Raw genomic sequence first — 15,297 nt, forward strand, 5'->3', positions numbered from 1 at the left:
AAATAAATTATACAAACGCAAGTTCGAATAATCAAGCAAAAATTTATTCGATTTTTGCAATAGTAACTTGATACTCACCGGCAGGTGCTGTAACACTTACAGTTTGACCAACTTCTTTTTTCATGATTGCTTGACCCAGTGGTGAGTCAAACGCAACTTTTCCTGCTTCAATATCAGCTTCCATGCGACCAACAACCTGGTATGTTTCAGTCTCCGGATCGTCAGCAAACTTTAGTGTGACCGTCTTGCCTAAATCTACTTTGCCATCGGCCTTCTTTTCAATAATTTCGGCATATTTCAACTGCTTTTCCAGATAACGCAGACGACTTTGAAGATGACCTAAATCACGCTTGGCCTCCGTATATTCGGTATTTTCCGACAAGTCACCTAAAGAGCGGGCTTCCTGTAAAATTTTAATTCTTCTGGGCCTATCCTTTTTTAAACCGGCTATTTCATCTTTAATTTTTTGGTAACCCTTGGGCGTCATTTTTTGATAATAAACCAAAATATTCTCTCCTAATTATGTTCTTAAAAATATTATCCACAAGCTATAAATACCAATTTCAAGGTATCTAAGCTAATTATTTAGCACTCAAAAAATAATAGTGCTAATTATTTCCTTTTTATGAATCTGCATACTATAATAATAATTGTAAGGAAGAAATGAAAGTCTTCTGATACAAATATATAAATTTCGAAAGGAAGTTTTTTACTATGGCAAATGATATGATGAATCGGCACAATGACCTATTTGATGCGATGAACGATTGGTTTGATCTTCCGAGAAAATTTTTTGACGATAATGAAGTAGCAAAATTAATGCAATCAGATGTTGTTGAAAACGACAAAGAATATGTGATCAAAGTTGATATGCCCGGAATGGACAAGGACAAAATTCACCTAAATTATAATAATGGTATTTTGAGCGTATCCGGCTCAAGAAAATCATTTAAGGATATGTCTAAGGATAACAGTATTATCCACCGTGAAAGAAGCGAAGGCCACATTTCACGCAGCTTCAGATTACCAAATGTAGTTGCAAGTGATATTCACGCAAAGTATGATAACGGCGTATTGACTATTACCTTGCCAAAGCAGCAAGCTGGTGCAAATGATAATTCAATTCAAATTGATTAACCATTACCATCTTGCATAAATTTTAAATAAGTTACCAATACAATTCTCTAAAGCGAGTTCAGCTATTGAACTCGCTTTTATTTTAGCTTAAAATATATAGTAATTTAAAAATAGATTAAAAAAGGAGAATTTATTTTATGGCTCATAAATTAACTGTCCAAGAGTTGGAAGAATTTGCCGCAAACTTTAATGAAAAACCACAAAATCAAGTTGTTGCCCGAGCAGCTCAAAAAAGTGGTGTTTTAACAGCTGCTTACAATGAACGCGTTCAAGGTGAATTGACCCGTGTATTTTCAACCGAGCTTGACACAGAAAATGTTACTAATCAACGTCAATCAGGTCGCTGCTGGGAATTTGCCACTTTAAACATTTTACGCCACAATTTTGGTAAAAAATATCACTGCAAGAATTTTACTTTCTCACAAAGCTACAACTTCTTCTGGGATAAAATTGAACGGGCAAATATTTTTTATGACAATATCTTAGACACAGCAGACGAACCACTCGATTCACGTACTGTTAAAGCCCACCTAGATGGTGCAGGCGAAGATGGTGGCCAATTCCACATGGGCGCTGCTTTAATTGAAAAATATGGTGTCGTTCCTTCTTATGCAATGCCTGAAAGTTTTAATACCAATAATACTAACGGCTTCGCCAAAGCTTTGGGTGATAAGCTGAAGAAGGATGCTCTGGTCTTGCGTAAATTAAAGCAGGCCGGTAAAGACGATGAGATCGAAAAAGCCCGCAAGCACTTCTTAAGTGAAGTTTACCAGATGACTGCAATCGCAGTCGGTGAACCACCTAAGAAATTTGATTTGGAATATCGTGATGACGATAAGAAATACCACTTGGATAAAGATTTAACTCCACTGGAATTTTTGCATAAATACATGGGTGACGTTGACTTCAACGACTATGTCGTATTGTCTAATGCTCCAGACCATGAATATGATAAATTATATGGCTTACCTTTTGAAGATAACGTTGAGGGGTCATACCGCATCAAATTCTTAAACGTGCCAATGGAGTATTTGGAAACTGCAGCTGTTAACCAGTTAAAAGACGGCGAAGCAGTCTGGTTTGGCAATGATGTTGGTGAACAAAGTGACCGCAAGAAGGGCTACCTTGACAGTGATTTGTATCAACTAAGCGAACTCTTTGGCGTAGACCTTAAGATGTCCAAGGCTGATCGTTTGCGCACTGGTGCAGGCGCTTCTACTCACGCAATGACTTTAGTTGGTGTAGATGAAGACGGTGGACATGTTCGCCAATGGAAGGTTGAAAACTCCTGGGGCGAAAAGAATGGCGACAAAGGATTCTTTGTTATGAACAACGACTGGTTTAAAGATTATGTTTACGAAGTTGTTGTCCACAAGAAGTACCTGACACCAGAGCAAGTAGCTATCGCAGAAGGTCCAATTACTGATTTGCCAGCTTGGGATTCACTCGCTTAAATTAATTTATACCTAATAAAAAAGACGAAATTCACAATAGAATTTCGTCTTTTTGTCTATTTAAAAACAATTATGTAATAAAATTGACTGCTTTTAATTTCAATTGACTAATTTTTGGTCCAAAAACTGCAAACTTTTTTGCAAAAGAGCAAAAAATAGCTTTTTAGTCATTTTTTTAATTAGTACATTATGGGCTGCTTTATTCTCGTCTTTTCCCTTAGCAATATACGTTTGCCCATATGCATCGCCGTGATTAGTATTAACTTTAATGTTGGCTGGAACGGCCTCAAAAAATTCTGGCCAAATTGCATACTCCATTGCAACTAGGTCGTGTACAGGTGCAGCCGTAAAACCAAATTGTTCACCTGACTTTTGATAAAAATGTAACAGATTACCTGCCAATTTAGATGCTGGACCACCAAATTGAAGACTTGCTATTTGTTTTTTAGTAATAGTAATTTTTTCAGTTACATCTAAACCCGCCATGATCACTTCCAAGGGTGAACTAAAGACAATTTGCGCCGCTTCAGGGTCAGTCCAAATATTGAATTCAGCTAAGTCAGTAACGTTGCCGTGATCTATACCTCCGCCCATAATAACTATTTTAGCTATTTTAGGTATAATTTCGGGAAAAGTTTTAATTAATAACGCGATGTTTGTGAGCGGTCCCGTAGCAACAATAGTCACCTTTTGAGACTGCTTTTTCAACATATTTGCCATAAAACAAATTGCATTGTCATCTTCAACCGGATAAGCATATTTATTTAAGCTATCTGAGCCATCCATACCAGTGCTGCCATGAGCTTTTGCCTGCACGTGTAATTGATTAAGCAGTGGCCCTGCTTGTCCTTGAACTAACGGAATGTGTTGCTTACAAAAGGCTAGTAAATAGCCCGCATTTTGCGTTACCAAATTAATATTCTGATTGCCGCCAACTGTGGAAACACATAAAACCTTTACCTTATCAGGATTACCTAAAGCAGTTAATAAAGCCATCGCGTCATCTTGACCAGGATCGCAGTCATATAAAATATCCATTAATTTACCACTCTTAGTAGATCTGTAACTGTTAAGACGTTGCTAAACCCTAGTTTTTTTGCCAGTTGACCAATTACTGGCGGTTCTAATTTACTCTTACGTAAAAGAGACTCATCACTAAAAATTTCTGCAGGAGAACCTTCTTTTTGCTTATGAGCCTGAGCAAAAACTATCACGCGTTTAAAATTATTAACTACAAAGCTCATGTCGTGTGTAATTGTAATCACTAGCTTATGCATGCTTGTTAGTTTTTTGATAATTTTATTTAAACGTATAATTGAGTTATGATCCTGCCCTGCGGTTGGTTCATCAAAGACCATAACTTCTGGGTTCATAGCTATAATTGCCGCAATTGTAACAAATTTTCTTTGAGAATAAGGTAAATTATATGGATGTTCATTTAATTTATTATCCAAGTGACACAGTCTAGCAGCGTCTTTTACCCTGGTAGTTATTTCCGTTTGTGGCAGCTTTTGCTTTCTTAGTGAAAATGCAATTTCTTTTTCAACTGAATCTTGAAAAATCTGCTCATCAGGATTTTGAAACACATACCCCACATGGTGAGATAATTGAGCTACACTGATTCCTTTAGTATCTTTGCCATCGAGTAAAACTCGACCCTTATCAGGTCTAATCAATCCGTTCATCATTTTTACAGTAGTAGTTTTACCAGCACCATTTTGTCCGATAATAGCTACTGCCTCACCTAGTTCAAATTCTAAATTGACACTTTCAACCGCATTATTTTTATTATCATACGAATAACTGACATCATCCAGACTTAAGTAACTCATGCTCTAGCTTCCTTTAACATTTCATATGCTTCATCAACCGTAACAGGAACTTGTTTTGATTTAGGATATTTTTTTAAATAGAAAGCTGATACTTCTGGAATCTGTCCACCTGCAGCTACTACTTTTTCATCACTAAAAACATGATGTGTTTCTCCTTTAACCACAAGTTGTCCGTCTTGGATCACTGCAATTTCATCACAAACTTGTGCTAGTAAATCAACTTTATGATCAACAATAATTATGGTCTTACCTTGCTTTTTCAAGTTTTTGACAATATTATACACAGCTAATGTCGAGCTGGGATCTAGCTGTGAAGTAGGCTCATCTAAAATAATTAATTCTGGATCTAATACAATAACTGAAGCCAGAGCTACCATTTGTTTTTGACCACCAGATAAATCATAAGGATTCTGATTACGTATTTTTTCTAAGTTTAATAATTTTATGACCTGCTCAACTTTTTCATTAGCTTCTTCTCTGGGAACAGACAAGTTCTCCAGTCCATAACCTATTTCATCATAAACTGTATATTTAACGCCAGTTATTTGTGTAAACGGATTTTGAAAAGCATAGCCAATTTTTTGTGCCAGTCTGCCCAGGTTAGAAGTATCCAGCGGTTTGTCTTCAAAGATAACCTTTCCTTCAAGTTCGCCTTTATAAAAAGCAGGAATAAAGCCACGCATTATATTGCACACAGTCGTTTTACCAGAACCATTGCTGCCAATAACACCCAATACTTCACCCGGCTCAACCTTTAATGACAGATCTTTAATCGTTAGGTCTGAAGTTAACGGATAGCGATAATTGATATGTTGCAGTTCTATTAAGCTCATAGAAATTTACCTCCCCAAATAACAAAAACAACCAAGATTAAACAGAGTATTATGTCTAATAAATAATCGATTTTCTTTTTAGAGATATGATGCAAAGTTGTCCGGGGAGTTGGATTAGAAAAGCCACGTGCCTGTAACGTTAAAACTTTTTCTTCATTTTGCTCAACAGAAGATAAAACCAAGGGACCCATCATTGGTATAAATGTCTTTATTCTTTGCCATAATGAACCCGTAGTTTCTACTCCTCTTGCTTGCTGTGCCTCATTAATGATATTTGACTGCCACATTAATTGGGGAACAACCTGAATAGTTGAAGCTAAAACAAAGATAGCTTTTTTAGGCAACTTAGTTTGATCTAGAGCTTGGATGATAACATCGCTGGAAGTAACTAAAAAATACCAGATAATTGGTAACGAAATAGCAATTATCCTGCTTGCCAACATAATTGCAGTATTAAGACCTGTTTGTGAAAACTTAATGACCCACCAAATTTTTTGTGAATCAGGATAGCTGATGAAAAACACTTGCAATACAAATAAAAAGACCACAATTAATGCTAAAGATTCAAAGAACAATTTAATTAGCCTGACTAATGTACCAGAAAATAATGCCAGAATCATTGTTACAGCTATTAAACACAATTGAACCTGCCACTTTGAGCTCATCATACTAAGTAAAATAAGAAGCAAAACAATTAATGCCTTAGTTGAAGGATATAGTGATTTAAACCATTTAAGCATAGATTAGAGCCTTTCTGTTTTTAATGTATGGACGACCATAATTTAATTTTATTAAAAATCTATCGGGTAACCGTCTTACTAAAAGCCATGCAATAGTGAAGTTAAAGGCCACACTAAAAGTACCCCCAACTAAGTTTGCTTGAATTGTTGACCAAAGCAAAGCTTTGCCTGCTGCTAAAAATACAGCTGTAAGCAAATCACTACCAGCTCCTGTTGCTCCACCGAACACAAAAGTTGTTACTATAGCTGAAGGTACTGCAGTTGCAACATTAACAATTGCACATGCAATAACTGCCGTAAAAATGTTGCTAAAAAACTTAAACCGTGAAAAATAACCAACAAATAATGCGTTAGTCATGGCTACCAAGGCGAATGGAATCGCAGTTGGTATTAACATACCATTAATGATATTGCCTAATAAAGCCATTACCATTCCCACCCACGGGCCGGCAATCATAGACACAAAACATGTTCCTACCTGATCAATCCAAACGGGCAGTTTTAATGCCGCAGATAACTGATAACCGACAAAATTTAACGCTACGCCAACTGGTATTAACAATAGTGCCAGTAAATCGAAATCATACCTAAGTCCTCTTTTCAATTTTTCCTCCTTTAAAACCGAACAATATAATGATATACATATAAATTTATACGTATAATTCAATTTAAGAATACATGAAATTATTGTGATTTTCAAGGCTACTTTTATTTAAATATAAGAAAATTTTGCGTTAGCAAGTAAATACTACAAACTTTATTTTATTTTGCCACATTAAATAATTGTTCGGATATAGAATTAAGCTCGATCTTATTTACTTTCTCAATCTGAGCAATTTTGGAAATTGGTATACTGTCAGGACGTATACCACCACATATACCAGTGGCAATTGAGCCAATTGTATCTGTATCCCAGCCAATTTCTGCAGCTAATTGTGCCGCTTTCCAAGCATCTGCCTTGGCAAAGTCAACTATGGCCAAAACGCAGGGAATAGTTTCTATCGTTTCCATTCCACTGCCAACTTCTTGGTAAAGCCGTGAAAGCAATACTGTTCTTGTTCTGGAAGTCTGAACAATTGCTTTTGCCTGATTAATGCGAAAAACTAAATCAGCGGATGGAAATTTAAAGCCATAAAGTGAGCCCTTTTGAGCAAAATCCGTTGCAATTTGCCATATTGTACTGATCTTCGTGCCACCCCTTGCAACATAACTATCTATAGCTGCTATCGCACTAGCTCCCGCAATGGCAATACTCGTGTTATGGGTAGGCATACAAATAGCCGAAACAGCCTTTAGCAGTGCACTAGCATTTTTATAATCAAACACAATACCAACCGGAGAAATTTTCATTGCTGCTCCGTTAGTAGTACCAGTAATTCCAGCTTTTTCAAGTGGTAACCCGTTTTGAATAGCTTTAATAGCACTTTTAGTTGATGGACCCGCAACATACTGTGCCATATTGGAATCCTGTGTCCATCTTATTAAGGATTCAATAAATTGCCTGCTGTCTATTTTGCCATTATTTTTAATTAACATTTTACAGACCAATAATGTATTAACGGTATCATCAGTGATAGAACCAGCCGGTAAATCTCTCTTGTACGGTCCGCCACTTACAGAGCCTAACAATTCATGAATACCGTTAGGAAATTTTTCGCGAATAAGTTCTTGTGACAATACTTCTGTTGGCATTCCCATAGCATCACCTAGTGATACTCCCTGCAATATTCCTAAAACTCTTTTCTTATCTGGTTTCATTTTTCCTCTTAATTAAGTATAAATTATTCTTATCAAAATAATATTCTGGATTTTTCAATGCAATCAGCAATGTTTCTGGATTATAGCCAGCTTGGATAATATTATTGATGTTTACATTTCCGACTTTGTCTCCTCTTGCAACTAATTGTCCTACTTTTAAATTTAGTTTAACAGCTGCTTTTTTTAATTTTACCGTGTCAATTCCGACATGTACCAATAGTTCAACACCTGCAGTAGTTTTAATACCAAATGCATGTTGGTCGGGCGCGATCATAATGATTTTCCCATTTACGGGAGCATAAATGTCAGCATTAGTCGAGGATAAGGGAGTAATTGCTATTCCATCTCCCAGTACCTTACTGGCAAATGTCTGGTCCTTAGATTGTGCAATATCAAAGTATGTTCCCGCAATTGGGGCCGTCACTTTAATTTTAGGTAAACTGTTATTCTGTTCGCTAACTAAAGCAGCAATGAAGCTGGCGAAGATAGCAATTAAAATCGAAATTAAACCTGTTATTAGTGAATCCCAGGTCGGCTGTTCCGGATTAACCAGGGAAAAGATGCTGCTTGGAAAAGCATACATTTTAGCGTTAGCAATGGCTAAATAAATTGCACTGAGAGCTAGTCCAACAAGACTTGAAATATACCTGCTTTTCTTTAACGTGGTATAGCCATATAGTGCGGGCTCAATAATACAAAAAAGGCAATTTTTCACAGTGTCCTTCACTTTTTTATTTTTTATTTCTTTGCGCTTCGTCGCAATTCCCAAAACTGCGCCCAATTGGCCAAACTGTGCAGTTGAAGTAAAAGCAAAAAGCCAAGAATAGCCTAAGGCTCCTAAGTTGTTCAGAGCAAGTAACGTTAACCACCAATGCTGACCCTTGACAACTAAAAACAAATAAAGTATAGAACTTACTAACGCTGCAATGACAGGCACTTTTAGCATAATTAACTTGATAGTATCTGAAAATAATTTGCCTAAAAATAGGCCAATTGGTGCTAAAAATAAAATTCCTATTACACTGGTAATGATAAAGCCCAATGTAAAATTATAAGTAGCACCTATGATTCCCCTAATTTTTTTATCCAAAAACACAAAAATAATTTTGCTTGCCAGGCATACCAAAATCACAGGAATAAAAGAACCAACATAATTGGGAAAAGCTTTGAAATAATGATGTACTGCCATTAATTCTATACCAAAGCCTATTCCAGCAAGTGGGTTCAATTTGATACTTTTGGCGGTGCTATAACCAATAATTATTGGTAAACAAAATACGGGAAGTCGTATTAAATTTAATAGAAATTGATAATTATCAGCGGAAACTAAATTGCACAATTTAATTAATACTAAAACACCTTGAAAAATAGCCGCGGTTGTATATAAAGGTAGTATAGGAACTAAAATTTGACTTGGTATGGTTTTCCACTCAATAGCTGTAAAATCATTCCCACCTGAATGCATCTGCTTTTGCAGACTGGCAAATTCTTTTTCCACGTTATTGCTCACTATAATCTGGTATTCATGACCAACAAACTGTTCCTTAATCACATTTTTTTCACTTGCAATTTGCCTTCTATTGACAGATTGCGGATTTTTGACTTTAATACGAATCCTAGTCATACAGTGTGAAATTGATTCAATATTATCTTTTCCACCTAAATCTGCAATTAAATTCTTGCTGTTCATAATTGTCCACTATAAATTTTAATTACAAGAAAACCCTCGAAAATCGAGGGTTTTCTCTTTATAAGTATTACTTAACTACGCAATAATAATTCATCAAACTTTTTAAAGAATAAATTTTTATCTGCTTTAGTCACTAAAGTTATTTCACGACCAGCGGGATCATCTTCCAGACGGCCTGCTGCCAAGCCTTGGGTAATTACTCTTACCTTGTGTTTTTCAGTCGTCAAAACAACTTCGGGATACAGGGCACTAATGACCGTTAAAACGTCCCAGAAGTATAATTGCGCAGTTGGTATTGGCGGATTAACCAGAAGACAATATCCTTGTGCAACTAAATCCATAGCTGGATGTTCACTTAAACTGGCCCAGTGCATTCTTAACTCATCAGTTAAAGGCAGTTCTTCACTGCTTTCAAGACCAATAACCTGCATGGGAATGCTTGATTTCAAAACAGTTTCAAGCGCAAAAGGATCCCAGAAAGCATTCCATTCTTGAGTACCGTCAGCATTAACCTGAACAACATTACCATGACCATCAAGGGAACCACCCATCCAATACAGCTTTTCAATGTTACCCGCAATTTGAGGATTAGTTTCTAGTGCGCGCGCTAAATCCGTTAAAGGACCTGTCATAACTAAAGTTACAGGCTGCTCTGATGCCATAATTTTCTCAACCATATCTAAATGAGCCGGCTTTTCTGCCATCTTAGTAATCACTTTGCCAGAACGGTTCAATAACGGCAGATAATTGAAAGAATATGCCGCTTTACGCCAATCTTCCGGAAACTGATTAACGGCGCGAGAATTTGATTTGGCAATTTCCAATTGATCACCGCGCAAGTTAAAGCGGTCTGTCAACTTACGACATACTTCAACAGCCGGATCAACATAGCCATCCGCATCAATTGCACTAACGCCAATTAATTTAATATCTGGGGCTTGCAAAAACAGCAAGCAAGCTACTAAATCATCAATATTACCATCATGGTTAAAATAAATTGTTTTCATTAATACTCCCTATTTTGACTTAATATAATTTTGACCATCAGCTGCTGGAGCAACCGATTTTCCGAAGAACAGAACTAAAACTATGATTGTAATTACATAAGGAGCAATCTGCATGTAAACAGCAGGTATGTGGCTGAAGAACGGCAATTGATTGCCGATGATACTAATACTTTGAGCAAAACCAAAGAAAAGCGAAGCCATCATTGCACCTAACGGATTCCATTTACCAAAGATCATGGCCGCCAAAGCCATAAAACCTTGGCCCACAATAGTAGAAACTGAAAAGTTACCAGAAATTGCCTCTGCAAAAACTGCACCGCCAACTCCACCTAAAAAGCCTGATATTAATACTCCAGCATAACGCATGCCATAAACATTAATCCCCAGAGTATCAGCAGCTTGGGGATTTTCACCACATGAGCGCAAGCGCAAGCCAAAGCGGGTTTTATACAAAATCCACCACAATACTACGGACACCACTATTGCCAGCCATGCTGGTGCTGATGTATTTTGAAAGAAAATAGGCCCTATTACAGGAATATCAGCTAAGCCAGGAAAACTAAAATAACCAAAGCTTTGAGTAATATTTTCAGTTTGCCCTTTATCATAAATAGCTTTAACTAAAAATACTCCTAAAGGCGGTGCCATGAGGTTAAGTACAGTCCCACTGATAATATGGTCAGCATGAAAATTAATAGTGGCAACAGCATGTAGTAATGAAAAGAGCAGACCCACAATTCCACCAATCAATAAGCCAAGCCATGGCGTTGCTTTACCAAAAGTAGAAGCAAAAGTCAGGTTAAACACAATGGCAGAAAAGGCACCGATAGTCATTATTCCTTCTAGGCCAATATTGGTAATACCTGAGTTTTCACTATAAACGCCACCTAAAGCGGTGAAAATCAACGGAGCCGAATAGACAAAAGTTGATGATACAATTAACGCTAAAATCGTAACTAAATTCATTAATTTTGTCCTCCTTGAGTTTTAGTAGAATCCGCCACCGCACTGTCTGAATCCGTATCAGCGGTTTTGGTGTCTCTTTGAATTGCCTGGGCTTTTTTAGTTTTAAATAGCAGTCCAATAACATATTGAATAGCAACAAAGAAAATAATAGCGGCAATAACTATCGAAACGATCTCATAAGGGATACCGGCAATGGTCTGCATCCCTAGACCACCAATTTTTAATATCGAAAATAATAATGAAGCTAGCAAAATACCAACAGCTGTGCCGCCACCAAGAAGGGCAACAGACAAGCCATCCCAGCCAATATCCAAACTAGTCGTCTGGGTAAAGTAGTTTTGATAAGTACCAAGGCCCTGAACAACTCCACCTAAACCGGCAAAACCGCCAGACAGGAGCATCGATAGCATAATATTCTTTTTAGCAGACATTCCGGCATAGCGACTAGCTGCAGCATTAGTACCAACCGAACGAATTTCAAAACCGGTGGTAGTCTTTCTCATTAAATACCAATACAAAAAGACGGCGACTAAAGCAATAAAAATTCCCGCATTAATCCGTGAATCACCAAACATTGAACTAAGCCAGTTAATCTTTAAACTGCCATTGGCAGTAATTGTTTTAGTAGTATCAGTATCAATACGTAATTTCGCTGACATTACCTGCTGCATCAAATATTGACAGGAATAAAGCACAATGTAGTTAATCATAATAGTTGTAATTACTTCGTTAGTCCCAAATTGAGCACGCAGCCAGCCGGCAACACCGGCAACAAGTGCACCGGCAATAATACCGGTAATTACAGCCAGTGGCAGTAAAAACACTTTAGGCATATTGGGATTAGCCAGCACCACCCAGATGGATGACAACCAGCCTGCTTGCGCCTGACCGGGCAAACCAATATTGAAAAAGCCAGCAGTAGAAGCAATGGCAAATCCAATAGCAGTGAAAATCAGGGGAGTTGCTTCACGAATAGTTTCACCTATACCATTCATATTGCCTAAGGCGCTGGAAAACATTGAAGCATATGCTTGAAACGGGTTGTAACTCCAGACCAGCATGATGATTGCCCCAACTAAAAAGCCTGCTAAAATTGAAATAATTGGTACTAAAATTTTCTTAGTTTTTAGTGTTACTTTAAGCAAGAGCGCTGCCTTCTTTCTTAACACCTGTCATTAACAACCCTAACTCCTCATCACTCGTATTTTCCGGCCTGACTTCACCTGAAATACTGCCATTGTGAAGAACAATAATCCGATCAGACAACTGCATAATTTCATCAAGTTCATACGAGATTAACAAAATTGCTTTACCTTGAGCTCTTTCGTTTAAAAGCTGCTTATGAATGTATTCAATCGCACCAACATCAAGTCCGCGTGTCGGCTGAAAAGCAATAACTAAATTACTGTTACGACTTAATTCACGTGCAATTATTACTTTTTGTTGATTACCACCAGATAAATCACTCACAGGCATTTTTTCACTGGTCGTCCTGATATCAAATTGCTTAATCAACTTCCTGGCATGTTCGTGAATGACATCGTAGTGCATGACGTTGTGACGTGAAAATGGTTCTTGATAATAAGTTTGCAGAGCTAAATTATCTGAAACTGAAAAAGGTAAAATCAAGCCATATTTTTGCCGGTCAGCAGGTATATATGACACGCCCTTTTCAGTTATTTGCCGCACCTTGTGATTAGTCATGTCTTCGCCGTCAATTATAATTTTGCCGGCATGAACATGTTGCAAGCCGGTTAAAGCCCTGACAAGTTCATCTTGACCATTACCATCAATACCGGCAACACCCAAAATTTCGCCAGCATGCAAATTAAAAGACATTCCTTTAATTACAGCCACGTTTTGCTTATTTTTCACTTGCAAATTTTCAACCTGCAACATCGTTTTACCAATTTTTGCTACTGGCTTATTAAGCTTCATGTTAACATGACGACCAACCATCAATTCCGCCAAACGATTATTATCGACATTAGCAACAGCAAAAGTTCCTACACTTTGACCAGCACGAATAACGGTGACACGATCAGCAGCTCTCTCAATTTCTTCCAGCTTGTGCGTGATTAAAATAATCGATTTACCCTCTTTAGCCAGTCCACGCAAAATTTGAATAAATTCCGTAATTTCTTGTGGCGTTAAAACAGCAGTAGGCTCATCAAAAATCATAATATCAGCTCCGCGATACAAAACTTTGAGAATTTCCACTCTCTGTTGCTGTGCCACTGTAATCTCACTGATTTTTTTCTGAGGGTCAATATTTAAGTTATAGCGCTCAGATAAGGCCATAATCTGCTTTTCAGCTTTTTTGAAATCTAGTTTAGGTCCCTTGGTTGTTTCATGACCCAAAATAATATTTTCCAAAACTGTAAAGGATTCCATCAACATAAAGTGCTGGTGTACCATACCGATACCTAGGTCTTTGGCAACAGTTGGATTTTTAATATTAACCTTTTTTCCGCGAACTTTGATTGTACCTGAAGTGGGCTGAATCAATCCTGATAGAATGCTCATTAGAGTTGATTTACCAGCACCGTTTTCCCCTAATAACGCCAGAATCTCACCTTTTTTCAAAGTCAGATTAATATCGTTATTAGCTTTAAAGCCATTAAAATCCTTAACAATATGGCGCATTTCTATTACGTTCGTCATATTTTCCATTTTATGTAAATTTCCTTTTTCGTAAAAAACTCTTTGCATAAGAATACACAAAGAGTTTTAATCAATAATTTACTTTAATTTTGCGCTACAGTAATTTTTCCGGCAACTATTTGTTGTTTAGCCTTTTCTACTGCCAGCCATGCCTTTGGTGTAAGGTTGCCTTTAGTAATTGAAACACCATTGCCTTTTAAGGAATAGACAAGATGCTTTCCTCCTGGGAATTTTCCTTTAGCAGCATCGTCAGCCAAGGATTTAGTTGCAACGTTTAGTCCCTTCAATACTGAAGTTAAAGTAAAGTTAGCCTTTTTACCATCTTTCGTTTTATAGTTACCAAGATTTTTCTGGTCAACATCTACACCAATCACCCAAACCTTGTTACTTTCAGGTTTAGTTTGATTTAGGGCCTTAGCTTCTTGGAAGACTCCGCTACCGGCTGAACCTGCAGCCTGGAATACTACATCACATTTATTAGCATACATTGACTGTGCAATTGATTTAGCTTTATCGTTTGAAGTAAAGTTGCCGATATATTGTACACTGACATTGATCTTTTTATGCTGAGCTTTAGCAGCGTCTTTTACGCCTTGCTTGAAACCAGCTTCAAAAGTATCAATAATAGCTGATTTAGCTCCTCCGATAAAACCAACTTTGTTGGTTTTAGTAGAATAAGCAGCAGCCACACCACCTAAATATGATGATTCATTACTCTTAAAAGTTACTGAAGCCACATTTTTTTGACCAGTAATCACATCGTCAACGATTACAAAATTTTTCTTAGGATTCTTTTTAGCAGCTGCTTTAACTGAATCTTTTAACATATAACCAATACCAAATATTGTTTGGTAACCAGATTTAGCAGCTTGGTTAAAGTTAGGTGTATAGTCAGTAGCGCTGCTAGATTGGAAATACTGATAGCCTTTACCTTGCTTTAAATTATGTTCTTTACCATAATCTTTAAAACCGGCCCATGCAGCCTGGTTAAAGGACTGGTCATTAATACCATTGCTATCAGTAATTAAAGCAATACTGTCTTTTTTGTTCTGACTGCTTGTTCCCTGCTTTTTTCCCGAGCAAGCATTCAAAACTAAAGTAAATGATGCCATTAAAAATCCTAATGACAAAAATTTCGTAAATTTCTTACCCATTAATTTTCCCTCCACAAAATACGAACTTTTCATAGTTAATATTATAATAAAATACGCATTAA

At 37.0% G+C, this 15,297-nt stretch carries 15 protein-coding genes; 2 read left to right on the forward strand and 13 right to left on the reverse strand.

The features are described from left to right. Positions 1-43: 43 nt before the first annotated feature. On the reverse strand, positions 44-505 hold the full coding sequence (gene greA / locus ACFQ32_RS05570; RefSeq protein WP_046325465.1) for a transcription elongation factor GreA: 462 nt from the start codon (positions 503-505) through the stop codon (positions 44-46). A gap of 209 nt (positions 506-714) precedes the next feature. Between greA and ACFQ32_RS05575 the strand changes: the two genes are divergently transcribed. Beyond that, positions 715-1,137: an Hsp20/alpha crystallin family protein gene (locus ACFQ32_RS05575; RefSeq protein ID WP_046325466.1), complete on the forward strand. Its 423-nt coding sequence runs from the start codon at positions 715-717 to the stop codon at positions 1,135-1,137. Positions 1,138-1,274: 137 nt separating this feature from the next. Beyond that, positions 1,275-2,591 carry a C1 family peptidase gene (locus tag ACFQ32_RS05580; RefSeq protein ID WP_046325467.1) on the forward strand — a complete coding sequence of 439 codons (1,317 nt, stop codon included), beginning with the start codon at positions 1,275-1,277 and terminating at the stop codon, positions 2,589-2,591. Between the two features lie 99 nt (positions 2,592-2,690). Here the strand turns inward: ACFQ32_RS05580 and ACFQ32_RS05585 are convergent, their stop codons facing one another. From ACFQ32_RS05585 to ACFQ32_RS05640, 12 genes are all read right to left on the reverse strand, one after another. Further along, positions 2,691-3,629: a nucleoside hydrolase gene (locus ACFQ32_RS05585; RefSeq protein WP_046325468.1), complete on the reverse strand. Its 939-nt coding sequence runs from the start codon at positions 3,627-3,629 to the stop codon at positions 2,691-2,693. Then, positions 3,629-4,423, reverse strand: a complete 795-nt coding sequence (locus ACFQ32_RS05590; RefSeq protein ID WP_046325469.1) for an energy-coupling factor ABC transporter ATP-binding protein — start codon at positions 4,421-4,423, stop codon at positions 3,629-3,631. Before ACFQ32_RS05590 ends, ACFQ32_RS05585 begins: the two co-directional genes overlap by 1 nt. Next, on the reverse strand, positions 4,420-5,256 hold the full coding sequence (locus tag ACFQ32_RS05595; protein WP_046325470.1) for an energy-coupling factor ABC transporter ATP-binding protein: 837 nt from the start codon (positions 5,254-5,256) through the stop codon (positions 4,420-4,422). Before ACFQ32_RS05595 ends, ACFQ32_RS05590 begins: the two co-directional genes overlap by 4 nt. Then, positions 5,253-5,996, reverse strand: a complete 744-nt coding sequence (locus tag ACFQ32_RS05600) for an energy-coupling factor transporter transmembrane component T (RefSeq protein WP_046325471.1) — start codon at positions 5,994-5,996, stop codon at positions 5,253-5,255. Before ACFQ32_RS05600 ends, ACFQ32_RS05595 begins: the two co-directional genes overlap by 4 nt. Continuing rightward, positions 5,989-6,600: a hypothetical protein gene (locus ACFQ32_RS05605; protein ID WP_046325472.1), complete on the reverse strand. Its 612-nt coding sequence runs from the start codon at positions 6,598-6,600 to the stop codon at positions 5,989-5,991. Before ACFQ32_RS05605 ends, ACFQ32_RS05600 begins: the two co-directional genes overlap by 8 nt. Before the next feature lie 158 nt (positions 6,601-6,758). Further along, a complete protein-coding gene (locus ACFQ32_RS05610) occupies positions 6,759-7,754 on the reverse strand; it encodes an ADP-ribosylglycohydrolase family protein (RefSeq protein WP_046325473.1) in 996 nt (331 codons plus the stop codon). Beyond that, positions 7,741-9,444, reverse strand: coding sequence for a glucose PTS transporter subunit IIA (locus tag ACFQ32_RS05615; protein ID WP_046325474.1), 1,704 nt, complete (start codon positions 9,442-9,444; stop codon positions 7,741-7,743). Before ACFQ32_RS05615 ends, ACFQ32_RS05610 begins: the two co-directional genes overlap by 14 nt. A 71-nt stretch (positions 9,445-9,515) precedes the next feature. After that, positions 9,516-10,451: a nucleoside hydrolase gene (locus ACFQ32_RS05620; protein ID WP_046325475.1), complete on the reverse strand. Its 936-nt coding sequence runs from the start codon at positions 10,449-10,451 to the stop codon at positions 9,516-9,518. Positions 10,452-10,460: 9 nt separating this feature from the next. Then, positions 10,461-11,417: an ABC transporter permease gene (locus ACFQ32_RS05625; protein WP_046325476.1), complete on the reverse strand. Its 957-nt coding sequence runs from the start codon at positions 11,415-11,417 to the stop codon at positions 10,461-10,463. Further along, a complete protein-coding gene (locus ACFQ32_RS05630) occupies positions 11,417-12,562 on the reverse strand; it encodes an ABC transporter permease (protein WP_046325477.1) in 1,146 nt (381 codons plus the stop codon). Before ACFQ32_RS05630 ends, ACFQ32_RS05625 begins: the two co-directional genes overlap by 1 nt. Continuing rightward, the gene (locus tag ACFQ32_RS05635) at positions 12,555-14,090 is read right to left on the reverse strand and encodes an ABC transporter ATP-binding protein (protein ID WP_046325478.1); all 1,536 of its coding nucleotides are present in this window, start codon (positions 14,088-14,090) and stop codon (positions 12,555-12,557) included. Before ACFQ32_RS05635 ends, ACFQ32_RS05630 begins: the two co-directional genes overlap by 8 nt. A gap of 74 nt (positions 14,091-14,164) precedes the next feature. Then, complete coding sequence (locus ACFQ32_RS05640) at positions 14,165-15,235, reverse strand: BMP family lipoprotein (RefSeq protein WP_046325479.1); 1,071 nt, start codon at positions 15,233-15,235, stop codon at positions 14,165-14,167. Between the last annotated feature and the right edge of the window lie 62 nt (positions 15,236-15,297).

The organism is Lactobacillus melliventris (assembly GCF_042679465.1).
In the GTDB taxonomy this organism is placed as follows: domain Bacteria; phylum Bacillota; class Bacilli; order Lactobacillales; family Lactobacillaceae; genus Lactobacillus; species Lactobacillus melliventris.